This window comes from Lysinibacillus sp. FSL P4-0201, from assembly GCF_038593425.1.
Classification (GTDB): domain Bacteria; phylum Bacillota; class Bacilli; order Bacillales_A; family Planococcaceae; genus Lysinibacillus; species Lysinibacillus capsici.
Genome location: NZ_CP151995.1, coordinates 816,523 through 841,967, shown reverse-complemented (window position 1 = coordinate 841,967; position 25,445 = coordinate 816,523). Strand labels below are relative to the sequence as shown.

At 37.2% G+C, this 25,445-nt stretch carries 28 protein-coding genes; 11 read left to right on the top strand and 17 right to left on the bottom strand.

Going from position 1 to position 25,445, the window contains the following annotated elements; all coding sequences use genetic code 11:
* Positions 1-317 precede the first annotated feature (317 nt).
* Together MKY76_RS04005 and MKY76_RS04000 are read right to left on the bottom strand one after the other, a co-directional pair.
* The gene (locus tag MKY76_RS04005) at positions 318-938 is read right to left on the bottom strand and encodes a thermonuclease family protein (protein ID WP_342557448.1); all 621 of its coding nucleotides are present in this window, start codon (positions 936-938) and stop codon (positions 318-320) included.
* A gap of 133 nt (positions 939-1,071) precedes the next feature.
* Entirely contained in the window at positions 1,072-2,811 is a 1,740-nt protein-coding gene (locus tag MKY76_RS04000) for an ABC transporter ATP-binding protein (protein ID WP_054549794.1), read from the bottom strand.
* Positions 2,812-2,932: 121 nt separating this feature from the next.
* Between MKY76_RS04000 and MKY76_RS03995 the strand changes: the two genes are divergently transcribed.
* Genes MKY76_RS03995 through MKY76_RS03985 form a run of 3 tightly spaced genes read left to right on the top strand, consistent with a single transcriptional unit; the run spans position 2,933 to position 7,697 of the window.
* Positions 2,933-4,363 carry an ABC transporter permease gene (locus MKY76_RS03995; protein ID WP_054549793.1) on the top strand — a complete coding sequence of 477 codons (1,431 nt, stop codon included), beginning with the start codon at positions 2,933-2,935 and terminating at the stop codon, positions 4,361-4,363.
* 13 nt (positions 4,364-4,376) lie between these two features.
* Positions 4,377-5,873, top strand: a complete 1,497-nt coding sequence (locus tag MKY76_RS03990) for an ABC transporter permease (protein ID WP_048392016.1) — start codon at positions 4,377-4,379, stop codon at positions 5,871-5,873.
* A 12-nt stretch (positions 5,874-5,885) separates the two neighbouring features.
* On the top strand, positions 5,886-7,697 hold the full coding sequence (locus tag MKY76_RS03985) for an ABC transporter substrate-binding protein (protein WP_054549791.1): 1,812 nt from the start codon (positions 5,886-5,888) through the stop codon (positions 7,695-7,697).
* A gap of 60 nt (positions 7,698-7,757) precedes the next feature.
* Here the strand turns inward: MKY76_RS03985 and MKY76_RS03980 are convergent, their stop codons facing one another.
* A complete protein-coding gene (locus tag MKY76_RS03980) occupies positions 7,758-8,339 on the bottom strand; it encodes a phosphatidylglycerophosphatase A (protein WP_054549790.1) in 582 nt (193 codons plus the stop codon).
* 113 nt (positions 8,340-8,452) lie between these two features.
* On the opposite strand from MKY76_RS03980, the gene MKY76_RS03975 reads away from it, so the two are divergent.
* The 3 genes from MKY76_RS03975 to MKY76_RS03965 all read left to right on the top strand — a co-directional run bounded on the left by MKY76_RS03975 (position 8,453) and on the right by MKY76_RS03965 (position 10,203).
* Positions 8,453-9,172: an alpha/beta hydrolase-fold protein gene (locus MKY76_RS03975; RefSeq protein WP_054549789.1), complete on the top strand. Its 720-nt coding sequence runs from the start codon at positions 8,453-8,455 to the stop codon at positions 9,170-9,172.
* 83 nt (positions 9,173-9,255) lie between these two features.
* The gene (locus MKY76_RS03970; protein ID WP_036076666.1) at positions 9,256-9,771 is read left to right on the top strand and encodes a YjcG family protein; all 516 of its coding nucleotides are present in this window, start codon (positions 9,256-9,258) and stop codon (positions 9,769-9,771) included.
* A gap of 3 nt (positions 9,772-9,774) precedes the next feature.
* Positions 9,775-10,203, top strand: coding sequence for a GNAT family N-acetyltransferase (locus MKY76_RS03965; protein ID WP_026023480.1), 429 nt, complete (start codon positions 9,775-9,777; stop codon positions 10,201-10,203).
* A gap of 120 nt (positions 10,204-10,323) precedes the next feature.
* On the opposite strand, the gene MKY76_RS03960 is transcribed toward MKY76_RS03965, so the two are convergent.
* From MKY76_RS03960 to MKY76_RS03935, 6 genes are all read right to left on the bottom strand, one after another.
* Positions 10,324-10,572, bottom strand: a complete 249-nt coding sequence (locus MKY76_RS03960; protein WP_004230969.1) for a stage VI sporulation protein F — start codon at positions 10,570-10,572, stop codon at positions 10,324-10,326.
* Between the two features lie 130 nt (positions 10,573-10,702).
* Entirely contained in the window at positions 10,703-10,873 is a 171-nt protein-coding gene (locus MKY76_RS03955; RefSeq protein ID WP_009374137.1) for a YjcZ family sporulation protein, read from the bottom strand.
* Positions 10,874-10,938: 65 nt separating this feature from the next.
* Entirely contained in the window at positions 10,939-11,304 is a 366-nt protein-coding gene (spoVAE, locus tag MKY76_RS03950; protein WP_016994345.1) for a stage V sporulation protein AE, read from the bottom strand.
* Positions 11,305-11,314: 10 nt separating this feature from the next.
* Entirely contained in the window at positions 11,315-12,310 is a 996-nt protein-coding gene (locus MKY76_RS03945; protein WP_036076668.1) for a stage V sporulation protein AD, read from the bottom strand.
* Positions 12,304-12,759 carry a stage V sporulation protein AC gene (gene spoVAC, locus MKY76_RS03940; RefSeq protein WP_016994343.1) on the bottom strand — a complete coding sequence of 152 codons (456 nt, stop codon included), beginning with the start codon at positions 12,757-12,759 and terminating at the stop codon, positions 12,304-12,306. The genes MKY76_RS03945 and spoVAC overlap by 7 nt, the downstream gene beginning before the upstream one ends.
* Complete coding sequence (locus tag MKY76_RS03935) at positions 12,760-13,164, bottom strand: YhcN/YlaJ family sporulation lipoprotein (RefSeq protein ID WP_257961534.1); 405 nt, start codon at positions 13,162-13,164, stop codon at positions 12,760-12,762. It abuts the gene before it with no gap.
* 133 nt (positions 13,165-13,297) lie between these two features.
* Between MKY76_RS03935 and MKY76_RS03930 the strand changes: the two genes are divergently transcribed.
* Positions 13,298-13,822: a CotY/CotZ family spore coat protein gene (locus MKY76_RS03930; protein ID WP_004230953.1), complete on the top strand. Its 525-nt coding sequence runs from the start codon at positions 13,298-13,300 to the stop codon at positions 13,820-13,822.
* Between the two features lie 63 nt (positions 13,823-13,885).
* On the opposite strand, the gene MKY76_RS03925 is transcribed toward MKY76_RS03930, so the two are convergent.
* From MKY76_RS03925 to MKY76_RS03900, 6 genes are all read right to left on the bottom strand, one after another.
* A complete protein-coding gene (locus MKY76_RS03925; protein ID WP_257961533.1) occupies positions 13,886-14,287 on the bottom strand; it encodes a hypothetical protein in 402 nt (133 codons plus the stop codon).
* 53 nt (positions 14,288-14,340) lie between these two features.
* A complete protein-coding gene (gene mgtE / locus MKY76_RS03920) occupies positions 14,341-15,717 on the bottom strand; it encodes a magnesium transporter (protein ID WP_048392024.1) in 1,377 nt (458 codons plus the stop codon).
* A gap of 418 nt (positions 15,718-16,135) precedes the next feature.
* The gene (locus MKY76_RS03915) at positions 16,136-17,071 is read right to left on the bottom strand and encodes an RluA family pseudouridine synthase (RefSeq protein ID WP_342557447.1); all 936 of its coding nucleotides are present in this window, start codon (positions 17,069-17,071) and stop codon (positions 16,136-16,138) included.
* A complete protein-coding gene (locus MKY76_RS03910) occupies positions 17,046-17,840 on the bottom strand; it encodes an NAD kinase (protein ID WP_004227435.1) in 795 nt (264 codons plus the stop codon). The genes MKY76_RS03915 and MKY76_RS03910 overlap by 26 nt, the downstream gene beginning before the upstream one ends.
* Positions 17,837-18,508: a GTP pyrophosphokinase family protein gene (locus MKY76_RS03905; RefSeq protein ID WP_004227437.1), complete on the bottom strand. Its 672-nt coding sequence runs from the start codon at positions 18,506-18,508 to the stop codon at positions 17,837-17,839. Before MKY76_RS03905 ends, MKY76_RS03910 begins: the two co-directional genes overlap by 4 nt.
* 56 nt (positions 18,509-18,564) lie before the next feature.
* Entirely contained in the window at positions 18,565-18,948 is a 384-nt protein-coding gene (locus MKY76_RS03900) for a hypothetical protein (RefSeq protein WP_004227440.1), read from the bottom strand.
* Positions 18,949-19,074: 126 nt separating this feature from the next.
* Between MKY76_RS03900 and MKY76_RS03895 the strand changes: the two genes are divergently transcribed.
* From MKY76_RS03895 to MKY76_RS03880, 4 genes are all read left to right on the top strand, one after another.
* On the top strand, positions 19,075-19,662 hold the full coding sequence (locus tag MKY76_RS03895; protein ID WP_103117496.1) for a CYTH domain-containing protein: 588 nt from the start codon (positions 19,075-19,077) through the stop codon (positions 19,660-19,662).
* A gap of 29 nt (positions 19,663-19,691) precedes the next feature.
* Positions 19,692-20,450, top strand: coding sequence for a lytic transglycosylase domain-containing protein (locus MKY76_RS03890; protein ID WP_048392027.1), 759 nt, complete (start codon positions 19,692-19,694; stop codon positions 20,448-20,450).
* A 220-nt stretch (positions 20,451-20,670) separates the two neighbouring features.
* On the top strand, positions 20,671-21,078 hold the full coding sequence (locus MKY76_RS03885) for a hemoglobin (RefSeq protein WP_004227447.1): 408 nt from the start codon (positions 20,671-20,673) through the stop codon (positions 21,076-21,078).
* Entirely contained in the window at positions 21,071-21,880 is an 810-nt protein-coding gene (locus tag MKY76_RS03880; protein WP_004227450.1) for a DsbA family protein, read from the top strand. Before MKY76_RS03885 ends, MKY76_RS03880 begins: the two co-directional genes overlap by 8 nt.
* A gap of 391 nt (positions 21,881-22,271) precedes the next feature.
* On the opposite strand, the gene pepF is transcribed toward MKY76_RS03880, so the two are convergent.
* Together pepF and MKY76_RS03870 are read right to left on the bottom strand one after the other, a co-directional pair.
* Positions 22,272-24,089: an oligoendopeptidase F gene (gene pepF / locus MKY76_RS03875; protein WP_103117494.1), complete on the bottom strand. Its 1,818-nt coding sequence runs from the start codon at positions 24,087-24,089 to the stop codon at positions 22,272-22,274.
* A 51-nt stretch (positions 24,090-24,140) separates the two neighbouring features.
* Positions 24,141-25,259: a competence protein CoiA family protein gene (locus MKY76_RS03870; protein ID WP_103117493.1), complete on the bottom strand. Its 1,119-nt coding sequence runs from the start codon at positions 25,257-25,259 to the stop codon at positions 24,141-24,143.
* Positions 25,260-25,445 lie beyond the last annotated feature (186 nt).

Sequence of the window (25,445 nt, the reverse complement as noted above, 5' to 3'; positions counted from 1 at the left end):
CAACATTAATAAAAATGATTTTTTCATTTATCAGTAGCCGTCTTCCACTGTTAAGTAAACAAAACGTTGCTGGTATCTTGCTTTCCTTTGTGCAATCGCTTTCCGCTACCGTGTGCTGAACCTCTACAGTAGATTTTTACGACCAATATCATGAGTGCATTATATACAGAGAGACGACCCTAGAAAAGGGAATCACCCTCTCATGCCAAAAGCTTTTGCAAAGGGAATTTAAAATAGGAAGCTGCTACCAGTAAGATACTGGAAGCAGCTTCCTAGCTAAAATTAAACTTAAAAGCGTATAGTAATGGATTTATAGATTATTGAACTACTTCAGGGTGAAAACCATCTTTTTGGAAGTAATCCTCATGTGACCAAATATTTAATTTTGCATCCTGAGCTTTTTGTTGAATAGCTCTAAATGCATCTTCAAATGTATTGTTTGGTTTATGAATATAACGTACAACTGCAAGCCCTTCGTTTAATAAAGATTCCTGCAATAAGACATTATCTACAAACACGTAGGCTAGAAGGCGATCATAATTGTCTGTTTCTGGTCCAACATCATAGACCGCTTCAATTTTCTTAGCCTTTTCCAATAAATTGATCGTATACTCTTTTGCTTCTTCCGCATATGGCTGAGCGCCACCTTTATTGTAATTCATTTCAGGAGTATCCACCATTAATAGACGAATTTTTCGTTTCTCACCATTAATTGTCGCCTGAATCGTATCCCCATCATATGCTTTAATATAGTCTATCTCAAAGCGTTTATTACCTGTTTTTCCTTCCACTTGTTCAATGGTAATAGTACCTTGCTGATCTGTAACTGATTTAGTACTTTGATCTTCCGCAGGTGATCTGCCAAATATCATGTACAATGCTACAGCCAAAATAATCGTACCACTTGTTATTAATGTTTTTATATCTTGAATTTTCATGTAGTAGGCCCCTCACAACTAATCATCATTGCTTATACTTACGATTCGTATAAGTTGTGCACCTCATCATCAGAAAGACAACAAGTTTCACGATGTTTCTATTGTAAAATATCAAGCTACTACATTCAAGCTATCATATTGTCACTGCTACCCAGTGATTTGGTAAAACCTCTACTAACTGACTATTTTCTACCTCATAACGTATTTTCACGTCTTCTGCATGATCAGCATCAGTATATTTCTGCTTCTCAATTGCAGGATCTGGAATAGGAATAGAACGTAGTAATGCACGTGTATATGGATGTTGTGGGTTAGCGTATAGCTCTTCACTTTCTGCCAGTTCTACAATCTTTCCACCATACATGACAGCTACACGATCACTGATGTGCTTCACCATGGATAAATCATGGGCAATAAATAAATACGTCAGCCCAAGCTTTTGTTGTAATTCTTTTAATAAATCAACAATCTGCCTTTGAATGGAAACATCCAGTGCCGATAAGGGTTCATCACAAACAATAAAGTTTGGCTCAACCGCTAATGCTCTCGCAATACCAATTCGTTGACGCTGACCTCCCGAAAATTCATGAGGATAACGCATGGCATGCTCTTTTTTCAAACCAACAAGTTCAAGCAATTCCTCTACCCGTTGTCGCCTCTCCACATGTGTCTTCACCAGACCATGAATATCAAGAGCCTCGCCAATAATATCTAAGATTTTTCTGCGAGGATTTAACGATGAATAGGGGTCTTGGAAAATAATTTGCATATGGCGACGCATTGCCTTTAGCTGTTTTTTCGATAGCCTCGTTACAGGTATTCCTTGATATAGAACCTCTCCATTTGTAGGCTGATGAAGTTGAAGAATCGTCCTACCTGTAGTCGATTTACCTGAACCAGATTCACCAACCAAGCCCAATGTTTCACCAGGATATATATAGAACGATAAATCATTCACTGCTTTCAACGTTTGACCACGACCTAATGGAAATTCTTTGGATAGATGGGTCACTTCGATTAACGGTTTATGTCGATCGATACCTGGCTGAATAGTAGCAATCTCTTTTGGCTGCTTTTTCTCATGCAGTTTTGGTAAGGCATTCAATAATTTCTGGGTATACGGATGCTGGGCATTTGCAAAAATTTCTTCTGTTGTGCCCTGTTCAACTATTTCTCCTTCTTTCATCACTATGATGCGATCACACATACCTGCAACAACGCCTAAATCGTGTGTAATTAAAATAATAGACGTTCCCATTTTCTTTTGCATATCGCGCATCAATTTTAGGATTTGAGCTTGAATAGTAACGTCCAGTGCTGTTGTTGGCTCATCTGCAATAAGCAGTGAGGGATTACAAGCAAGCGCCATAGCAATCATTACCCGTTGACGCATACCACCTGAAAATTCATGAGGGTATTGTCGATACCGTTCTTCTGCGTCTCTAATACCAACCAGTTTTAATAATTCTATTGTTTGTTGATAGGCTTCGTTTTTTGACATTGACTGATGCTTGATTAAACTTTCAGCCACTTGATCACCTATTCGAATAGTAGGGTTTGTGGATGTCATCGGATCTTGGAAAATCATACTAATATCTTGTCCACGTATCCCTTCCATTTGTTTTTCACTAAATTCAGTGAGTTCTTGCCCTTTAAACACAATTGAGCCAGATTTCAAAAATGAAGGTGGCGATGGTAATAAACGCATAATGGAGCGAGCCGTTACACTTTTCCCGCTCCCAGACTCTCCCACAATTCCTAGTGTTTCACCTTTATTTAGATGGAAGTTAACGTCCTTAACGGCTTCAAATTCTGTCTCCCCTGTGATAAAGGATACGCGAAGATTATTGATTTCTAAAAGCTTTTCACTCATTCGACCCATCCTTTTTAAAATTTGTGATTGACTTACTTTCAAGTATAATCCATACTTTACAATACTGATAGGAATTATACAATATAATACTGAATATTTTATTTACGTTTGGAGGAAATGCATGGTTACTTCAAAAAATCATTTAAAACCAGAGAAATTTATTTTCTTTTCTACGGTTTATCAAAAACTAATGCATCAAAAGCCTTATCATCTACTTCTTTTTCTTTTTAGTATTTTAGTTCACCCTTTTACATACTTTATCTATCGGAAAAGGAAACTTTCAAACACTTATGATCAGGCTTTTGCATTGCGTAGTCAGTACTATATAGAGCATGGATTGGTTGCCCAGTGGCAAAAGGAATTTGAGCAACAAGAAATAGCAAAAGCTACATTTTTTAAAGAGGCTGTATTGGAGTCACAAATTCAGTTCACAGCCAAGCACTTAGCTCAAAGGAAGCTTCAACAGCAAGTGGATCAGGATTTACAAAAAGAGGACATACAACAACTATCCTATGCCCAATTTTTTAATCAGCAACTAACTAACAAACGTTTTGTGGCTCTTACCTTTCTACCAGCTGTTTTATTTTATGTAGTACTTATCTTATTTGCGAATCCATTTCTGCAATTTATCATTGAACGTATTTTACAAAGCTTCATTGTGATTGTTGGAGTGGCTACATTAGTGTTTACCATTTTATATTTATCACCTTTTGATCCAGCAAGAAACCTACTCGGAGTTGAAGCAACACCTGTGCAAATAGAAAACTTTAATCGCATTCATGGTTTGGATCAACCTTATTTATCACAGCTATGGAACGCATTATCTGGTCTATTTACATTTGATTTAGGTACATCCTTTGCAGGTAAAGAAGATATCACACATAGCATTGCTACAAAATTTCCTGTCACTCTTGAAATTGCCGTATTGTCGTTGCTAATGGCTATTGCTATTGCCATACCAGTTGGAATTATTTCAGCTGTTCGTCCAAATTCATATTTGGATTATACATTTATGTTCATTGCTTTAATTGGTCTATCCATCCCAAGCTTTTGGCAAGGTTTAATTTTTATTTTGACATTTGCTCTAAAGCTACAATGGTTTCCAGCTACCTATAACCCTCATAATTGGCTCTCGCTTATCATGCCAATTGTCGTCTTAGGAACATCCATTACGGCTTCTATTGCTAGGATGACAAGGTCAAGTATGCTTGAGGTGATTCATGAGGATTACATTATTACAGCAAAAGCTAAGGGCTTAAATGAATTCAAAGTGATTTCAAAACATGCCATTCGCAATGCTATGATTCCGATTATTACGGTGATTGGACTTCTTTTTGGAGGTATGTTGGGAGGCGCATCTGTAACAGAAAAGGTATTCAACATTAGTGGTATAGGTAGCTATATCGTCGATAAACAATTTATCCCTGATATTCCGGCAATTCTTGGGGGCGTTGTTTATATTGCCATCACCATTTCGATTGTCAATTTATTCATTGATATCATGTATGCCTTTTTTGATCCACGCATTCGCTCGAAAATGAAGAAGTCTTAAAGGAGGATCACCTGTGAAAAACATCTTACATGTCAAACTACTCTTGAAGATTACACAGGAATATGTCAATTCTCATTTTACTTTTGTCTTTTCCTTACTGTTTTCTTTACTATTTCTAGCCTATAGCTATAATTTTTCCAGCAATAGCTGGCGACCAGTGGTTCTGCTTCTTTTTGTTATTTATGTCATCACTACGGCATATGTTGCCTTCGTCAATTTACGAATTAAAAAGGATTTAGCAACGTATGGTGACATTCAAAAAAATACTCGAATGTTTGGCTATCCTCTTTTAATAACGATACTGTCAGGCAATATTTTTTCGACATCCTTTGCATTTATGCTTGTGTCAAAAAGAAAGACTGCTGAATATACTTTTGCTGCCTATGCCTTTATAACACAGCTATTCATCTTAGGTATTGCAGCATTGAATTTATTTAAGCCATATGTCACAGATACCTTTGTACTGGCAATGGGCGTTTTCTTAGTACTCTCGCTTCTCTATATCGTGATGGCCATTTTATGTACGAAATATGTCACAGCAACTGAGGCACCTAAATGGATGCTCATTCCAGGTATTGTCCTATTATTGGCGACCTTCACTGGTAATCTATTTGCGACTTTACTAGGATATAGCCTTATCCAAAAGGCTCGAAGGGCAAATCCATCTTCTATTGAGAAATGGCAAAAAATATGGGAGAAGATTTTACGCAATACAATGGCTGTATTCGGCTTATTCTTCATTATTTTCATGTTCTCGTTATCCGTTACAAGTTCTTGGACTTTCGACTATGATTTCGCTACTGAAAATAATTATGGAGCATTGCTACAAACACCGACATTAGAATATCCACTAGGTACAGATAATTATGGTCGAGATTTATTTTCTCGTATTGTGTTTGGGGCACAAATATCATTAATCGTCGGATTTTTCTCCACGATTATCCCCGCAGTTATTGGTGGCGCATTAGGAGCATTTTCAGGCTATTATGGTAAATCCACTGATAATATCATCATGCGAAGTCTCGATATTTTATATGCCATTCCTGGGATATTGTTAGCCATTGCTATTATCGCCGCATTTGGTGCTAATACTGTGAATCTTATTATTGCACTTAGTGTTGGAGCAATTCCAACCTATGCCCGTACAATGCGGGCAAATGTTATGCAGCTTGCTAATTATGAGTTTGTAGAATCGGCTAGAGCTTTAGGTGCATCTGATGCAGCTATTATTTTCAAGCACATTGTCCCCAATTCTTTAGCACCAATGATTGTGAAAGCAACATTAACGATTGGTGGAGCTGTTATTTCCACAAGTAGTTTAAGTTTTTTAGGGCTAGGTATTGAGCCACACATTCCTGAATGGGGCAATATTTTAAAAGTTGGTAGTACGTACCTGGAAACACATTCATATGTCGCGATTTTCCCAGGTCTTTGTATTATGCTTCTTGTCCTCTCCTTTAACTTCTTAGGAGATGGTTTACGAGATGCTTTAGATCCAAAAACAAATTAATCGGAGGTAACTATGAAGAAATTACTTGTATTTTTATTCGTTGCAGTACTAGCTTTGGCTGGCTGTGTACAAACAAAAACTGACGTAGAAGGCAGTAAAGATTCAAAAGATAGTGACAAGAGCAATGGCAAGGTTGCCATTGAAGTATTAGGGATGGCAGCTTCTGAAGAAGATATGAATATTGTGCGTGACCAATTAGTGAAAAATGGTTTTGATGTAAAGCTAAATATTCAACCTGATTACGGTTCTTTCTCTGCTCAAAAAGAAGCAGGTAATTATGATCTTGCTCTTTCAAGCTGGACGACAGTTACAGGGAACCCAGACTATGCTGTTCGTGGTTTATTTAAAACTGGCGGTGACTACAGTGTGGTGGCAGATTCAAAACTAGATGCATTGATTGATGAAGCGAGTACATTGACTGGTGAAGAAGCAGCAGCTAAATATAAAGATTTAGAACAATTATTAGTATTCGATGAAGCTTATATTGCGCCTTTATATATTTCCAATAAGTATCAAGGTATCTACTCTGAACTTGTAAACCCTAAAACAGTACTTTTACCAAAATCTCGAGCACAAGTTTGGGAAAAAATAGAATTTAATGATACATCTAAAAATACAACAGAACCTTTAATTTTACACCAAACAATCAATTCTCTTACTTCACTAGACCCAATCAAAGGGAATGATGGTTCAATCAACACATTAAACACGAATATGTATGTTCGTCTTGTTAACTTAACAGACACAGATGAAGTTGTGTCAGATGGTTCATTATCTTACAACCATGTAATGGCTGAAGGGAATCAAGAATATTACTTCATTTTACGAGATGATATCAATTTTGCAGCAGTGAAAGATGGTGCAGCTGTTGATTCAGGTGAATTAGTGTCAGCTGAAGATGTAGTCTTTTCATTAAACCGTGCGAAAGACGCTAATTCAGTACCAGATCATCGTACTTACAGCATTCATGAAAACATTGAAACAGTCGAAATCGTTTCTGATTTAACTGAATTACAAAATAAAAAAGTAGCAGGCTCTGAGCAATCCGTTTTAGAAGCATTATCACAAAACCTACCTGCTTCTGTAGCGCAATTAGCAAAAGATAAAGGTGCTGTTAATAATGCAGCAGGTGCATACCAAGTTGTTAAAATTACAACACCTACACCTTTCCCACAAGTATTAAACTATTTAGCACACCAATCTGGTGGTATCGTATCTGAAAAACAAGTAACAAGTGTTAATACGTATGATGTGGCTAACTACAACCCTGACAAGGACATTGCCTATGGTGATCAAGCTACTGTAACGGAAGGTTCAGCTACATTCAATAACCAGTTATATGCAAGTGGTCCTTACATTTTAGTGAAGAAAAATGATTATGAAGCACAGTTTGTGAAAAATCCTGCTTATCGAGCTGGTAGCGAATATGAGCCAAAAATTGCTAAAATCAATGTCCGTTTTATCTCTGATGTTGATAGTGCCCTATCTGCATTACGTAATGGTGAAATTCATGTTCTGCAAACAGTACCAGAAACGAAACTGGATATTGTCAAATCAGATGCTAAATTAACATTAAATACGGCAGATAGTAATGCTGTGTCTTACCTACAAATGAATACATCTGGCCGTGCGGTTTCTGATTCAGCAGATTTACGTAAAGCAATTCTATACTCTATTAACCAAGATGAATTCATTAGCTATTATCAAGGCAATAAAAAACCAGCTGTATCCACAGTCTCTCCATTAATTGATACTGGTTTAAAACTTGAAGCAGATAGCGAAAAAGTAAAAGAATTGGTAAAAGCATATAACGATAAAAAGTAATACAAATTAGAGCCTTCTCAAAATTTGAGAAGGCTCACTTTTATATAGAAGAAACTCATTTTAAATTTCATTATGTGATTTTGGTTTTGGTCCTAGCTCTTCAGGTTCGATATCAGCGAATGTTTCGCCTTCTTCTTCTAGGTCACGCATACGATGTGCAATACGGGAAGCTGCTGACGCTGCTATACTACCAACCAAATCATCTAAGAACGTGTTGACATGATGTCCGGGTTCTGTATCCAGTTTTTTAATAATCCCTATTTTCTGCTTGTCTAAATGACCAAAAGTAGTAACGGCAATGCTGCCATATGTAAATACAGATCCTAGTGCAATTGTTTCGTCTACACCAAATAGACCTTCATCTGATTCGATAATTTGTTGTAGTGGTGAAGATAATAATTTTTTCTCTGCTAATTCATCTAATTCAATCCCTACTAATAAAGCATGTTGCACTTCTCGCTTACGTAATACACGTTCAACAGAATGAACACAATGCTCTAGTGTTAAACCTTCATTATAGGTTTTTTGCATTTCGTAAACAATTTGCGCGATATCCTCTATCGCTACACCTCTACGAATTAACGCGGCTTGAGCTGCCTTTGCTACTTCGTCAGAGTGCACACGAATACTTTTATTATGCATATTTAACCCTCATTTCGATTTTTATTGCTAGTATAATGCTAGCCCAACCTATTATACCTTTACTTACGTAATATGGTACAATTTTGTTACAAACACAAGAAGGAGTGTCATCATTGGATAAGGGAACAGTACAGGATTTAACATTTTACAGTGAGTCATTACAGGAAGAATTACAGCTCTATATTTATGTTCCTGCAAATTATTCTCCACTATATAAATACAACATTTTAATCGCATCAGACGGTAAAGATTATTTCCAACTTGGTGGTATTACAAAGCTAGCTGATGAACTGATTGATGACTATGAAATCGAAAATTTAATTATTGCATTTGTTCCTTACAAAGACATAAAAGATCGACGTCATAAATATATCCCGAGCGGTGAGCAACATGAAGCCTATCTTCGCTTTTTAGCACATGAGCTAGTGCCTTATTTAGATCAGGAGTATGCCACTTACCAAATGGGTATGAGTCGTGGAGTGATTGGTGACTCTATGGCTGCCACTGCTTCCTTAATGGCTGCTTTAAAGTATCCAAGCATCTTTGGCAAAGTCATCCTACAATCACCTTATGTAGATGCTGATGTATTAAAGGCCGTGGAAAATTTTAAAGATCCAGGATCTATTTCTATTTACCATATCGTAGGCAAAGGCGAGGATCAGGTTGTGACAATGGATAAAACCATCAAAGATTTTTTAACACCTAATCGTCAATTGCATGATCTCATGATAAATAAAGGGTTTACTACATTTTATGACGAGTTCGATGGTAATCATACATGGAAATATTGGAAACCAGATCTTCGACGTGCATTAATTGAAAATTTCAATTAATATGAAGCGATTCAAATTACGAAAACTGAAATTTCTGTTATACTTAATTAGAAAAATTGTTTATTTTCGGGAGGTAATGGTCTATGAAGTACGGTATTGTGGCATTTCCATCAAAAAAATTGCAAGATTTAGCGAATACTTATCGTAAACGATACGATCCTCATTATGCAAAGATTACACCGCATATGACATTAAAGGACAGCTTCGATGCGTCTGAAGAAGAGATTCAAACCATCGTCAAGCAATTAGATGAACTTGCTGCCAAATATGCACCTTTAAACATTCATGCATCTCGCATTAGTTCGTTTTTCCCTACAACAAATGCGATTTACTTCCGCATTGAACCAACAGAACAATTAGCAGCATTCCAACATGAGCTTCAAGAAAAAATCCCTCATGGTGAAATGAAACATGTATTTGTTCCACATATTACAATCGCTCAAAAAATGACAGACTCAGAGCATGATGACATTTTTGGTCAATTACGCATGACAGGCGTTGATGAAAAAGATACAATTGATCGCATTCATCTTTTATATCAATTAGAAGATGGTTCATGGACAACATACGAAACATTCCGTTTGTCTGGAGCTGAGTGATTGTTGTATACCGTTAAAATTGTTGAAACAAAGCAAGAACACGATGATGCCTTTGCTATTCGCAAAAAAGTATTTGTTGAAGAGCAAGGTGTTCCGCTTCATCTAGAATGTGATGCTGAAGATGCAACTGCAACACATTTTATTATGTATGATAACGATGAGCCTGTTGGAGCAGCACGTTTACGCAGTATTGACAACAATACAGCTAAAATTGAGCGTGTTTGTATTTTACAATCCCAACGTGGCAAAAAGTTAGGCGCATTAATCATGAAGGAAATGGAGAAGCACGCTATTTCCATTAATAAAAAAACCTTAAAACTTCATGCACAAAGCTATGCTATTCCCTTCTACGAAAAGCTAGGCTTTACAGTTACCTCACCCGAGTTTATGGATGCAGGTATTCCACACCGTGCTATGGAGAAGAACATTTAATGAAAGGGTGTTACGATATTTATAATGTCGTAACACCCCTTTTTTATGAGACGAATTCGCTTGCCACCATTTATCTACTCTATCGTAACAAGCTGCATTGCCAAGTAGATATGCCATGCGCTACTTCATCATTCTAGTGATTTTATCGAAATCTAGTGATGCGCCATCTTGAATAATAGATTGTACTAATTTATCTTCTAACTCTTGCGTAATCGATCTGTTAGATATTTTAGCAACTCGTCGTACAATTTTTCTTACTTGTTTTTCACTGGTAAAATCCGCATGTTGAATGGCATTGGCTAATGCGAAGATTTCATCCATCGATACACCTGTTTTTTGCTCAATCGAATTAAAAAACGAGCGATGCATGTTTTCCCTCCTATCATTAAAACTCAATATGACCTTGCTTCTTGCACGAAACATTTCGCAAATGGTGGAGGCCTTAACCTTATTTAGAATTTCCTAAATAAAAGCTAAAGCCTTTATTATGTTCATCAAATTAGATGTAAGTAGCGCCAACAATAATTAATAAAATGAATAGTACAACAATTAGAACAAATGTAGAACCATAACCATAGTTGTTGCCTCCAGAGTAACCTCCGCAGTAGCTATTGTTCCACCCACCAACGTTATTTCCATACGGTTGTGAGCCCCAGCCTTGGTATCCCATAAAAGCACCCCTCCCTTCTACAACCTATAATATGTTTCGGTCGTAAAAATGGGAGGGGTATTCGTCTAGTCAATATTTCCTTTTGGTCTAAATATTAATGCACCAATAAAGCCGAACACAATAGCAGCACTGATTCCTGAGCTTGTTACCTCGAACATGCCTGTTAATACGCCTACAAGTCCATGTTTTTCTGCCTCTGCCAGAGCACCATGTGTTAATGAATTCCCGAAGGATGTAATGGGTACTGTCGCCCCTGCTCCAGCAAAATTAATTAATGGCTCATATAAGCCCATACCATCCAATATAGCGCCTACAACCACTAACGTACTTAATGTATGTGCTGGTGTTAAATTGCCAACGTCCATTAATAATTGGCCTATGACGCAAATAATGCCTCCAACAATAAATGCAAATATAAAAGTCATAACCATGTTTTTTGCCTCATTTCATCGTAATTTCTATCGCATGTGCCGTACATGGAATCGTCTCACCTTGCTGATAGGATAGCGGGGATAATAGCGCCCCCGTTGCTACTAGTAATACTCGCTTATAGCTCCCTGCACGCATTTGTTGAATAACATAACTAAAAAAAACAGCTGCCGAACAGCCTGCACCACTTGCACCAGATTGGAATGCTTCATCCTGTCCATAAAATTCAGCACCTGCATCACGTAATAACGTGAGCTCTTCATTTTTCACGCCATTTTCCACAAGCATTCCTTTTAATAGCTTTAAGCCAAGCTGGCCCAAATCGCCTGTTAAAATTAAATCATAATGATAAATTTTTTGGTTTCTCTGTTGTAAATGTGATTGAATCGTCTGAAAAGCTGCAGGTGCCATTGCTGCACCCATATGGAAAGGATCATCCATACCATAGTCAACGGATTTGCCAATTGTTGCTGCTTCTATAGATGGATACTCCTCGCGATGTTTCCCAATTAGCGCATAACCAGCAGCAGTTACAGTCCATTGAGCTGTTTGTGGTTTTTGTGCTCCATAATTGATCGGGTAACGAAACTGGCGTTCAATTGCATTATGTTGACTAGAGGCACCTGCTAATGAAAAATTAGCAGCACCTAACTCTGTTAATAGGCATGCAATAATTACTGAAGAAACGGAAGTGGCACATGCAGAAAATAGTCCAATAAAAGGAATTTCTAAATCTCTAGCAGCAAAATTAGTCGGTGTCATTTGATTGACTAAATCTCCGCCCATCAAATAATCGATATCACCTTTTTGTACACCCATTTTTTTCATAGCATATTCACAGGCCTCTTCGATCATTTTACGATGACCCTGTTCATTTGTTTTCATTTGCCAACGTTCATCATCATAAACGGAGTCAAAATACTGACTAAAAACACTCCGATTCTCTAAAGGACCCGCTACCACTCCACCAGCTAAAAGAGAGGGCTTCGTTTGAAATAAAATTACCATGAAACCACTCCTATCGTTACGAGGATATACTTAATGAGTGCTACAAAAAATGCAGACACTACACCAAATAATACAACCGATCCTGCTAATTTAAATAAATTTCCGCCGACTCCCAATACTAACCCTTCAGAACGATGCTCAATAGCTGCCGAAACAACAGCATTACCAAAGCCTGTTACTGGTACTGCCGATCCAGCCCCAGCAAATTGACCAATTCTTTTATAAAGGCCAAGACCTGTTAAAATCATGGAAAAAAACACCACTGTTGCAACAGTTGGATTTCCTGCTGTCGCCTCTGTAAAATTGAAGAAAATAATATAAAAAAGAGACACAGCTTGACCAATTGCACAAATAAAACCGCCAACGAAAAAGGCCTTTGCTACATTCTTTAAATAAGGGGGCTTTGGTGTAACATTTTGCTCTAACTGTTGATATTGCTCTTTTTCCATTTATGTCTCCTCCTTTGCAAGCTCTTTTAGTTCTGTAATTTTATCGCTTAATTTAGTATCTTCCATCTGATCCTTTTTTATTTTATTGGCTTCATAAAAAATTTTGTAATCAGCGGAGACAAACACATCCTTGTTTGGATATTTCTTTTCAAATTTCTTTTGCAACTTTTTCTCTAACTTAGTTTTTTTCCACTTCTCCCATGGTTTAATTTGTACTGCAACAAGCATACTATCGTCATATTGGATAACCGTTGAACGATCAACATAGTCTTCTTCTTTTATAAGGGCTTCGACTTCACTTTCATTTTGTGTAGACCCATAGACGATAAATTTTTCCTTTTCAGCACAACCATTTAACAGCGATAAAACAACTAAGAGAGGTAACGTCATTCCTAGTAGCCTCAAGTTTTACCCTCCTTTTCTTTACAGTTTCTCCACACATAAAAAAACTATTCATTCAAAGAAATACACAAAAGCCCGAGTCCAGTTTTCAAAAGTACATATTGTAGAAGTAGTAACAAGGAAAGGGGGTGACAATATGGGTTGTGGTAAGCCAACAAATCCTATTGGACCAATCCATTCAGCAGGCTGCGTTTGTGACGTAGTTCGCGCTATTTTAGATATTCAAAATCAAGCGGTGCGAGATGAGTGTTCTCCATGTACAGCAAACTGTTTCTTAGAGCCACTAGGCGGGATTGTTAGTCCTGCACGCTCACAAGCAGATACACGTGTTTTCATGTTAATTACAAAAGATGGTACTCCTTTCAAAGCATTCTTTAACTCTCCAACAGCAGATCCTTGTATTTGTACATCCGTATTCTTCCGCGTAGAAGATATGTTTGATGAATGCTGTGCTACTTTACGTGTTTTAGAGCCATTATGTACATTTGACTCTAGTGAAAGTACAGTAGACTTACTAAGCAAAGATGGTTGTTGTATCAACATGAAGAAAATCTGTAAAGTAGATGACTGGAGCTCAACAGATAGCTGTATTACTGTGGATTTATCTTGCTTCTGCGCTGTACAATGTATCGCTGATGTTGACTTAGGGATTTGTGACTAATTCTTTCACCTTTGACACACACACATAAAAAAAGTGTACAGCATCCTCTGCTGTACACTTTTTTTATAAAGTTGGCAATTTTCTTCCTCGCCAAAGTATTTGCTGTATATCTTCAAAATGAATAATTTCCTGTATTTTTAATTCTAATGATGTGAGCATTAAAGAATCATTCTGTACATCTGAAGCTGTCCCAGTTAATTTTCTACCATCCTTTAAACAAACTAATAATGGCTGATAGGCTCTCTGACGAAATGGTTTTTCTAAAAACTGGAGCTGTTTCAGTAAATAAGGATCTATTTGTACTTCATCCACTGCCTCATTTTTTTCTTCAACTATTTGCTCATCGAACATAGTGTCCTTTACATAGACAGATGTACTCTCATCCAAATCAAGTTCATGTAACACCTTAGAAATATTTAAAAAATATGATGGTGATTTTATAAACAAGCGTGGTTCTTGATCCACTTTACTCACTTCCCTTTTTTCCATACAATATGCGAAAGTAAGCAAATTGGTTCTTAGCCTATTTGGCTTAAGAAAACTGTCGCTAAGCCCAAATAAATTAAAATACTTGTAATATCATTTAATGTAGTAATAAAGGGTCCAGATGCAACAGCAGGGTCAATTTTTAGTCGATGCATTAACAATGGAATAAATGAACCAGCTAATGTTGCCACTAAAATAGAACCACAAAGCGCTGCCCCTACTAACATACCTAGGACAAGTTCATGTTTCCAAAAATAAACGATCCCAATAACAATTAATCCACAAACAATGCCTGACATTAAGCCAGTACCTGCTTCACGTAATAGTAACTTCAATTTACTATGTTCTTCTACATCACCTGTTGCAATCCCTCGAATGGCCACGGCCAATGCCTGTGTTCCGCTATTACCTGAAGTTCCTGAAATTAATGGAATAAAGACCGCTAGTAAGGCAACCTTATCTAAAGTATCCTCAAATTGCCCCATTAGGTTAGCTGTTAACATACCTAGAAACAGTAGAACTACTAGCCATGGCAAACGTTTTTTAGCTGCTTGGAATGGTGTTACATCAAATTTATCCATATCCGAAATACCAGCTAATTTAGAGTAATCCTCAGAAGCCTCTTCATCAATAACATCAATAATATCGTCAACCGTGATAATACCAAGTAATTCTCCTTTATCATCAATAACAGGTGTCGCTAAAAAATTATAATCCTTCATAATTTGCGCAACTTCTTCTTGGTCATCGCCTACATGTACCATCACGACACGTTCATTCATAATTGACCGAATAAGTGTATCCTCGTCAGCAATGATTAAGTCACGTAACGATATAACACCCGTTAGACGATGTTCTTCATCCACAACAAAAATATAATAAACGGTCTCTGCATCTGGTGCCTCTTTACGCAAAATAGCCATAGCTGAACGAACTGTTGAATTTTCTGGTATAGCGACATATTCAGTGGTCATGATAGAGCCAGCAGTATATTCATCGTAGCTTAGTAGCTCATTAATATCTTCTGCCGCTTCTTCATCCATCATTTCTAAATAGCTTTCGCGCTGTGCTGTATCCAGTTCATTTAAGACATCTGCCGCATCATCCGCATACATATGAGATAGCATTTCTGCACCGTAGGATGGATCCATTTCAGCAAGATATGCTTTATACTCATCATCTTCAATATCGATTGCCTCAAAAATATCAGCCATTTCTGTCGGAGACAAGAACGAATAGATGATTTTCCTTATATCAGGTTCCACCTTTTCATAAAACGTTGCCTGATCATATGGATGAAGTTCTAAAAACTCATCACGGAATGCGTCAATATTATGTGCTTCCAGCATTTCTCGTAGATGTGCCTCATCAAATTGCACATCATCCTTTTCATTTCTTTCCTCTATCATGCTTGTCCCCTCCTTCCGAGCTTTCAATCATTTTACGGGCAATGCTGCCGTAAATCTACCTTCTATATAATAGAGTGTAATGTACCTTTTCTGCAAACTCTTTTTTAAGTTATATTTATGAGCAATTGGGCAGATTTTTATAAAATTCAATATTACGCCTAAAATCATGACGATTCTATTTTACTATACCTTACCTTTGTCACTTTGTTATGAATAAGGTGTAAAAAATAATCTACTTCTCTAGCCAAACTCCAAGATAGTTGTTGTTGACGCGCAGATAAACAATACATCCAATTTTCACCTCCCATACAACCTATGATATTAAGAATCTCCCTCGTGAAAAAATACGCAGTTTAACCTAATTCAAAAAATGATAAGGAGATGCTCGTTTGCGCGAACACCTCCTTTTATCAAAAATTTATGCTGAAGATTCCTTCAGTAATCTTTGCATGTCTTCATTTAGCATACTTGTAAAGTGTAATGGCACACTTGTTAAAGGATGTTCCATACTTAAAGATACACAATGTAATGCTTGTCGATCAATCTGAAGACGACTACCACCATAAAGGTCATCCCCCACAAGTGGGTGTCCAAGATGTGACATGTGCACGCGAATTTGATGTGTACGCCCTGTATGCAATTGAAGTCGTACATGTGTCATTGGTTCAGCACCCAGTGAAAAACGCTTCAGAACCTTTACATCCGTATGTGCATATTGTCCATCTTCTCGTACTTCTCTTTCAATAATACTAGCTTCTTTACGACCAATCGGAGCTATAATCGATTGAAAGTTTTGTTCGACATGTCCATGTACAATGGCTTCATATTGTCTTGAAATCTCTCTATTACGCTGAGCAAGCCCTGTTAAATGATGAATATGAGCATGCTTAGCTATGCATAGTAAACCTGATGTATCTCGGTCTAGCCTTGTAACAATATGAGCCGTAGAGGCCAATCCTTGTTGCTGAAAATAGCCACAAACTAAATTTGCAATGCTGTTGGTTGGATGCTCTCGTGAGGGTATCGTACTTTGATGAGCTGGTTTGTTGAGCACTAAGATGGCATCATCTTCGTATACAATGGACAAATCTCCATGCTCGATAGCAAGCCCTTCACTTTTTTCTTCAGGAGGAAACGTTACTTTCACACAATCTCCAACTTGCAGGATATGTCTCACATTACGTTCGACATCATTCACAGTCAACATGCCACCATCAAACTTAATAGCTGTTAGAGCTCGCTTAGAAATACGCCACTCTTGAAGAGCCTCTCGTAATAATTGGCCATTTTTCTTTGCCTCAAATTGTAATGTAAATCTTGTATCCACGTTATTCATTTGCAACAAATGATTCATGCACTCGCTCCCAAAATGGGAATGGTCGGAAACGGGCAAAACGTACTCTTTCATTTGCTACATTAAACGCTATGGCTTTGACATCACCTTGAGTAATTTGCAAGTGATCAACAGTCATATTAAAATTTTGTTCATTTACAGGACGCAATACACAATGATGGTGTGCTGGTAAGATTAATGGCGATCCTACTGTCCTGAAAACGCGGTTATTAATTGAGGCAATTTCAGTGACTTGGAGTGCCGCTAGTGTAGGATGTATGATGGCTCCACCTAGAGCTTTATTATAAGCCGTACTACCCGAGGGAGTGGATACACAAAGACCATCACCACGGAAACGCTCAAATTGATTGCCATTTAACTCTACATCCATCACAAGTGTAACATCTGGCGATTTGACGGTTGCTTCGTTTAAAGCAAGATACGTATTTGATTCGGCATTATGATGCTCTACCCTTACTTCCAGCAGTGGATATTCCACAACATTAAAATCCTTCTTAGCAATGGACAAAACTAATTTTTCTAATTCAGATGGTTTCCAATCCGCATAAAATCCTAAATGCCCTGTATGAATACCAACGAAGGCTACCTGATCTAATAAATGGGAGTATCGATGAAAGGCATGCAATAGTGTGCCATCTCCTCCAATCGAAACAACAATTTCTGGCGTCTCTTCATCATAGGTCAAGCCAAAATCCTGTAAATAGGTTTTAGCAAGTTCCATCAGCTCGTTGGATTGTGCATCTCTACGTGATTGAATCGAAAATTTCATTGTGCGTCACGCTCCTTCTCCGTTAGTAAATTAGGATTCGATGCTTCTTTATATTCGCTAAAGTAGGCCTGTGCCTCTTGAATTTCACTACGAATGGATGACATTTCCTCATCCAACCGAAATGCTGCCTCGGCAGCACTTTGCAAGCGATTCTTAATCTCTTCTGGGAACATGCCCTTATATTTATAATTTAAAGAATGCTCTATTGAAGCCCAGAAATTCATGGCTAGTGTACGGATTTGTATTTCCGCTAATACTACTTTTTTTCCTTGAATTGTTTCAACAGGATACTCCACTATCATATGGTAGGAGCGATAACCACTAGGCTTATTATGTGTAATATAATCGCGTTCTTCCACTACACGCATATCTTTTCGCTGACGAATTAGCTCAGTTACCGTTGAAATATCATCAACAAATTGACACATAATCCGAAGGCCAGCAATATCACCAAGTTCATCACCAAGTTGTTTAGAAGGCTCAAAAGCTAGTCCTTTTTCTAACGTTTTGTCATATATACTTGCTAAAGGCTTGACACGTCCTGTAACAAATTCAATTGGCGAATTGGCATTAACAATACCAAATTGCGAACGCATGCCCTTTAATTTTACTTTTAATTCGTCTACTGCTTGTTTATAAGGACTTAAAAAAATTTCCCATTGTCCCATTGTAAAAACCTCCCGACAATCGGTATCGAACACCACCGTCTGTTCGTTTTGTCTTTCTATTCAGCAAGAATAGCCTTGAAGTGTTGTTCCACTGCCTGGACAAATTCTGCCCCATAATTGTAATTTCCTTCAATATTATACACGAGCATTTCCAATTCCTCGTAGAAATTTGTCAGCTCAATCACTTCTTCACCTATTCGTAGCAATGGATTTTTCCCTTTTTGTAAAATATGTACAAGATTCTCCCAACTACTCGGTGGAAAACGCAAGTAATGATAGTCTTCACCTGCATCAAGTAAATAAATGAATGCAAAATCATCTGAATCTGCAATGAGTTGTCCAGCAGGTTTTAACTGTAAATTTACTTCATTGTCGTTTAAACTAAAATGAAGTTGATCTTGTTCAAAATTCGATGTATCTATTGTATAAATTTTACGCACATGCGGTTCCCCTTTTCGTTGTACTCTTCCTCTTATTTTAGCACACAGGGTAAATAGTTGCAGTGTGTAAATATTAATTCGAGCGAAACAACGGATGAAAAATAAAAAATAAATAGGTGACTATAAATGACACAAGAAATTGAAATTGAATTTAAAAATCTATTAACAAAACAACAATACGAGCAATTATTACAAGAGTTCCACATTAGCCAAAATGCTATTCATCGTCAAACAAATCATTATTTTGACACACCTAATCAAGCAATTCGCAACCTACAAAGTGGTCTTCGTATTAGACAAATTGGTGATTATTTCGAATGTACGCTCAAAGAAAAAAACGCCGAGCATGCTCACCTTGAAACGACGGATGAAATAACAGCAATAGAGGCGCAACAAATGTTAGATGGCAAAGGATTTTATGCTCAAGAGGTAGCTAAAAGATTAGCTCTTCATCACATTCCTTTAGAACAATTGCATGTATTTGGTTCTCTCACTACAGATCGTGTCGAAATTCCTTACAAAGAGGGACTTCTCGTTTTTGATCATTCTTTCTATTTGCAGCGTGACGATTATGAGGTAGAATATGAAGCAAAAGATGCAATAAAAGGAAATATAATTTTCGACGAATTTTTACAAAAATATGGTATTGATAAGCAACCAACTGATAAAAAAATTGCTCGTTTTATGAAGGCACTAAAAGCACAAAATTTATAAAAGTAGAAAAAAGGAAGGTGTCTGACTCCTTGGATATTCAATCATTCAAATCTTTACTAGAAATTCGGGCTTTGCAAACACTTGGATCAAGCGAAAGTTCACCCACAGACAATGAGTCTATTTTTTCTGATATGATTAACGAATTATTAGGAGAAACTTCGACAGCAAGTAATGCTAAATTATCAAGCTTGCTTGCTACAGGAACAGCAAATAATTCAAATTTCGTCAAAGAATTAGCTACTTTGGAGCAAAGTCCATTAGAATCATTACTTTACAAAGGGTCTAATGCTGTGTTTATACCTGAATCAGTCAAACAAGCTTTAGCAAACACATATGCTAATAACAAACTTGATTCCTATGTTTCAGACGATGTAATAGGCTCTACAGCATATGCTAATTCACTAGCAGGATCAAATGAGTATACTGCCATTATTGAAAAAGCAGCCGCTACTTATCAGATACCCGCGAAGCTTATTGCAGCGGTTATTAAACAAGAATCTAATTTTAATCCAACTGTAGTAAGCCATGCGGGTGCGCAAGGTTTAATGCAACTCATGCCCAAAACAGCACAATATTTGGGTGTGACTAACGCTTTTGATCCAGAGCAGAATATTATGGCTGGTGCAAAATATTTGCGTCAAATGCTAGATAAGTTTAATAATGACCCTTCACTAGCATTAGCAGCTTATAATGCTGGCGCATCTCGTGTTACGAAATATGGAGGAATCCCTCCTTTCAAAGAAACACAGAATTATGTCAAAAAAGTGATGAATTACTTTACAGTGTAATCGCATCTTTCCTGCTATCTATGTCATTTCCAACAAATTTCACCCATAGTGGTGAAATTTGTGCTTTTGTAGCGAACAGCAATTCGAAAGAGCTCTTTGTTTGTGTTAACGAAAAGACGTTGATAGAATGAAGGTAGTCACAAGAATTTCACAATTTGATGAGGATGAAGTATACAATATGGTACTTTACGATATAAAGAATTAAAGGAGCATATAACTTATGAGTCGAAAATACACTGTTCCTTATGAGGAGCTGGGAGCTGAAAAACTGTCAGAACTCATTCATGCGTTCTATAAAAGAGTTGCTCAGCATCCTGATCTTATTCCAATCTTTCCAAAGGATTTAACAGAAACAGCCCGTAAACAAATTCAATTTCAAACACAGTATTTAGGAGGGCCAAATCTTTTTACTGAGGAGCATGGTCATCCGATGATGCGTGCACGTCACATGAATTTTCCTATTACACCTGACCGCGCTCAAGCTTGGCTAGAGTGTATGTCAGAAGCAATGGATGAGGTAGGTTTGGAAGGGAAGTTCCGTGAAACTTATTATCAACGTTTAGTATTAACAGCTCATCACATGGTTAATACGCCAAATGACGATGAGGGGGAATTGTTACGTGAATAATATTCAAATGTTGCAAGAGCCAACGCCAACGATTTCTACTGCAAACAAGCCAATTGAATTGTATATTTTCGTAGATCCACTTTGCCCTGAAGCTTTCAGTATGCAAGCAACTCTTCGTAAATTACAGCTTGAATACAACCATTACTTCACATGGCGCTTTGTTTTAAGTACAGAACTTACTTCTTTAAATTGCTTAAGTAAACGTGTCAAAGGCTGTATTTCAGGAATCGAACTTGATATTAATCACCCTGTTTTACCTTCTATCGCTATTAAAGCAGCTGAATTACAGGGGAAACGTGCAGGTGCGCGTTATTTGTCGAAACTACAAGAATACGTATTATTAAGTCATCAAGATGTAAACTCCTATGCAACGCTTTTAAAAATAGCTGAGGATGTTCAACTCGATATGAATGAGTTTACTGTTGACTTTGGTTCAAAAGAGGCAGCACGTGCTTTCCAATGCGATTTATATATTAAACGCGAAATGGAAGTAGATGAAGTACCAAGTATCGTATTTTTCAATGAATGTATTGAAGATGAGGGACTAAAAGTTAGTGGTAGCTATTCCTATGAAGTTTATGAACATATTTTACAAGAAATGCTGAACGAACAGCTTGTCCGTCAGCCTTTACCATCAATAGAGGACTTATTTTCTAAATTCCATACTCTTTCTACAAATGAAATAGCTTTTATCTATTCATTAACAGAGCAAGCAGCAGAGCGTGAACTAAAGAAACGCATGCTGCAACAAAAGATCGAACGAATCCAGACTACTCACGCTACGTTATGGCGTCTTAAATAATAAAATAAACAAAAGGGACTCCAATCATCATGATGGAGTCCCTTTTTCAAGATAACGCAAAATACAAAGAAGCGCCTCTATCCTCGACCGATAGAGACGCTTCTTTTTCACAAAGGGGATGGGAGAAATGTTCACGTTCAAACAAAGGGGTGTATGTTTGTTTTGTGATTTATTTCACAAGAATTACTCTATCATGGAATAATATATTTAGCAATGAAACCAATACTAGATTCACAAATTTGTCAAATAGAAAGCGATTACAAACAGTATTTTTCCAAGATGCACACTTTTAAACTATTTAGAAATCAAAAAAAAACATTATTCTTTCCTTTTAATTTATGCTGTTAATAAAAATAATTGGGCTATAGGAACATTCCTATAGCCCAATTAATTAGTTATTTAACAATAATTTTTCTAATTCATTTAAACGTTCTTCAAATACTTTACATGCATCTTCAATTGGCTTAGCTACGTTCATATCAACGCCTGCTGCCTTTAATACCTCAATAGGGAAATCAGAGCATCCCGCTTTTAAGAAGTTATTAATATAACGTTCTACAGCTGGTGCACCCTCCTCTAAAATTTGTTTACTCAATGCTGTAGCGGCTGATTTACCAGTCGCATACTGATAAACATAGTAATTATAGTAGAAGTGTGGAATACGAGCCCATTCTAAGCCTATTTCCTCATCAACCACCATATCATCACCGAAGTACTTTTTGTTTAATTCATAGTAAACTTCTGTTAAACGATCTGCTGTCAAGGATTCACCGTTCTTATCCATCTGATGAATAAGGTGTTCGAACTCTGCAAACATTGTTTGTCTGAATACCGTACTTCTGAAGCCATCTAGCCAATGGTTTAATAAGTATATTTTTTGTTGTGGATCATCAATTGTTTTCAGTAAATAGTCATTTAATAACTCTTCATTGCAAGTAGAAGCGACCTCTGCCACAAAAATAGAGTAGTCTCCATAAACAAAAGGCTGGTTGTTACGTGAATAATAACTATGAACACTATGGCCAAATTCATGTGCTAATGTAAATAGATTGTTCACATTATCCTGCCAATTCATTAAAATATACGGATTCGTACCATAGGCGCCTGAAGAATAGGCTCCACTACGCTTCCCTTTATTCTCTAAAACATCGACCCAGCGGTTATCCAGTCCATTTTGAACGATGCTTTGATATTCCTCCCCTAATGGAGCTAAAGCCTTTACTAAAATATCTTTCGCTTCATCATAAGAGACCTTCATTTCCACCTCTTTAACTAGTGGCGCAAATAAATCCCACATATGCAATTCGTCTACACCCAATAATTTCTTACGCAACGAAATATAACGTTGCATAGCTGGTAAATGCTTATGAATTGTTTCCACCAGCTGATCATAGACATTTTCAGGAATGAAGTTATTAGACATGGCAGCGTGGCGTGCAGATTCATAATGACGAATTCGAGCACTTACATTATGCTTCTTTACATTACCAGTTAGCGTAGCCGAGAACGTATTTTTAAACTTGCCGTATGTTTCGTACATAGCCTTAAATGCGCCTTCACGTACAGAGCGATCCTTGCTCTCTAAAAACTTGATATAATTACCATGCGTAAGTTGTACTTCTTCTCCCTCTTCATTTTTCACATGAGGGAATACCATATCGGCATTGTTTAACATGCTGAATGTATTCGAAGCTGTACCTGTCACCTCAGACATTTGCGCTAGCAATGCCTCCTGTTCGGCTGGTAATACATGTGGACGTGCCATTGTAATTTCTTTTAAAGATTGCTTATATAGTTCTAGGTCTTGATTTTCTGTTAAGTAGCGTTCAATCGTTTCTTCACTTAATGACAGAATTTCTGGCGTTAAATAGGAAAGGCCAGCTGAGATACTCGTTGCCAATGTTTGAATACGGCTGTTCATATCTTGATAAAAGCTATTTGTAGTATCTTGATCATAGCGCATATGAGCATATGTGTAGAGCTTCATTGCACGTTCATATATATGATCATGATACTGTAAAGCTGCTAATAATGCCTCTGCCCCATTATTTAAAGTACCTGCATAGCTAGGTGCTTGTTTAGCAAGCTCTGCAACCTCCTTCAATTCCTCTTCCCAAGCTGCATCTGTTGCAAAGATGTCTTCTAAGCGCCATGTTAATTCTTCTGGTACTTCTTTTCGAACCAAAACCTGATTACTGTTACTAGCCATATATGCCAGCCCCCTTTATATGTGCTTTTTTCCTTTTACTCTCATATTTTCTCAGTATATTGTGGCAATTGCAAATAAATGTACATAGACTTGCTCACAATTATCTAGTAAACCATCCTCATGATGCATACGCTTAAGAAGATACCCATAATTTTGAATAGCCCTGAGTGCTTGTTCGGTTACTTCCAGCTGATGCTTACATAAAAAGTTTTCCATCTGCCCCTTTGTTAATTCAAATGGAAGACGTCCTAATTGTTTACTAAAATAAAACAGCATTATTTGCCACTCGCTCGTAAACAAAGGGATAGCTGCTCCTTCTTTCACTGGAATACCAATGTATGGTGGCAGAGCAGTAAGAGAAAGATTTAATTCATAGCAATTACGTAAAAATGGATCTTGTGCCCCCTTCTTGCTATGTAAAAGACGACTATGCGCAAATTGCCTACAAGTCTGTTTATAGAGCTGCCAATAGCGTTGAAATTCTTCTGGGGTAATACGTTGAGGTCTATAAAAAGGGAAATGTTGTAGATCGACCGAAATTTTCTGTACTTTACCTATGAAAGTATGCCCATGAACATGAAGAAGATTCGTCCAATAAACAAACTGGGCTGTCACCGGGTTGTACGTCAATAAATATGGTAAATCCGTTGTCGTTATAAACGCCTTTTGCAGCAGTGGAGAGATTCTAATTTTTCTGATGCCGTTGACAGCTTCTTTGCCTTGTGGAGTTTGAAAAAGCCAAATTGCTTGTATATCGTTTCTTTCATAGCCCATTGTTCGTTGGTGCCATTTTTCATGAGAGATAGTACTACATTGAAATTCAACTGCAAACTGCTCCTTATCGAGTGTAACAAGCAAATCTGGGCGCTGAGAAACCTCCTTTAAATATGGTTCTAGTTTCACCTGATGTCCATGCTTTTGGAGCCACTCATATAATTGCACTTTACCTTGTAAATGTATTTTAGATTCACCTTCTGCGAACAGCTGTGAACATTGATTTTTTGTGAAGTGAGCAAAGTGGGGAATATTATAGTTACCTATTTTCAATTGAACTTGTTCTAAACATTGAGGGCAATAAAATTTCATTTGCCGCCTATATCGCTGTAAAGCTTTCCTCGTATATTGATATGGGAGAAATAGTTGCTGTTGATTGTTATAGGCAATCAGCATAGTATCAGCTCCTTTTTAGCCAACTATAATAGAATGGATTTTCACTAACAAAAATAAAGCACCTTTTTCTTGAAATTTTAAAAATGCGCTCTTATTCAAGCTCTTTGATGCTGAAAACATAAAAAAGGACTGTAGCGAAACTCGATTCATTTACGAGTTTCACTACAGTCTAAAATAATTAGTATT

Excerpts from the sequence above, each read along its gene's own strand:
- MKY76_RS04005 (WP_342557448.1), bottom strand. The coding sequence starts at position 938 with ATGAAAATTCAAGATATAAAAACATTAATAACAAGTGGTACGATTATT.
- MKY76_RS04000 (WP_054549794.1), bottom strand. The coding sequence starts at position 2,811 with ATGAGTGAAAAGCTTTTAGAAATCAATAATCTTCGCGTATCCTTTATC.
- MKY76_RS03995 (WP_054549793.1), top strand. The coding sequence starts at position 2,933 with ATGGTTACTTCAAAAAATCATTTAAAACCAGAGAAATTTATTTTCTTT.
- MKY76_RS03985 (WP_054549791.1), top strand. The coding sequence starts at position 5,886 with ATGAAGAAATTACTTGTATTTTTATTCGTTGCAGTACTAGCTTTGGCT.
- MKY76_RS03980 (WP_054549790.1), bottom strand. The coding sequence starts at position 8,339 with ATGCATAATAAAAGTATTCGTGTGCACTCTGACGAAGTAGCAAAGGCA.
- MKY76_RS03970 (WP_036076666.1), top strand. The coding sequence starts at position 9,256 with ATGAAGTACGGTATTGTGGCATTTCCATCAAAAAAATTGCAAGATTTA.
- MKY76_RS03960 (WP_004230969.1), bottom strand. The coding sequence starts at position 10,572 with ATGCATCGCTCGTTTTTTAATTCGATTGAGCAAAAAACAGGTGTATCG.
- MKY76_RS03955 (WP_009374137.1), bottom strand. The coding sequence starts at position 10,873 with ATGGGATACCAAGGCTGGGGCTCACAACCGTATGGAAATAACGTTGGT.
- spoVAE (WP_016994345.1), bottom strand. The coding sequence starts at position 11,304 with ATGGTTATGACTTTTATATTTGCATTTATTGTTGGAGGCATTATTTGC.
- MKY76_RS03945 (WP_036076668.1), bottom strand. The coding sequence starts at position 12,310 with ATGGTAATTTTATTTCAAACGAAGCCCTCTCTTTTAGCTGGTGGAGTG.
- spoVAC (WP_016994343.1), bottom strand. The coding sequence starts at position 12,759 with ATGGAAAAAGAGCAATATCAACAGTTAGAGCAAAATGTTACACCAAAG.
- MKY76_RS03930 (WP_004230953.1), top strand. The coding sequence starts at position 13,298 with ATGGGTTGTGGTAAGCCAACAAATCCTATTGGACCAATCCATTCAGCA.
- mgtE (WP_048392024.1), bottom strand. The coding sequence starts at position 15,717 with ATGATAGAGGAAAGAAATGAAAAGGATGATGTGCAATTTGATGAGGCA.
- MKY76_RS03915 (WP_342557447.1), bottom strand. The coding sequence starts at position 17,071 with ATGAATCATTTGTTGCAAATGAATAACGTGGATACAAGATTTACATTA.
- MKY76_RS03910 (WP_004227435.1), bottom strand. The coding sequence starts at position 17,840 with ATGAAATTTTCGATTCAATCACGTAGAGATGCACAATCCAACGAGCTG.
- MKY76_RS03905 (WP_004227437.1), bottom strand. The coding sequence starts at position 18,508 with ATGGGACAATGGGAAATTTTTTTAAGTCCTTATAAACAAGCAGTAGAC.
- MKY76_RS03895 (WP_103117496.1), top strand. The coding sequence starts at position 19,075 with ATGACACAAGAAATTGAAATTGAATTTAAAAATCTATTAACAAAACAA.
- MKY76_RS03885 (WP_004227447.1), top strand. The coding sequence starts at position 20,671 with ATGAGTCGAAAATACACTGTTCCTTATGAGGAGCTGGGAGCTGAAAAA.
- pepF (WP_103117494.1), bottom strand. The coding sequence starts at position 24,089 with ATGGCTAGTAACAGTAATCAGGTTTTGGTTCGAAAAGAAGTACCAGAA.
- MKY76_RS03870 (WP_103117493.1), bottom strand. The coding sequence starts at position 25,259 with ATGCTGATTGCCTATAACAATCAACAGCAACTATTTCTCCCATATCAA.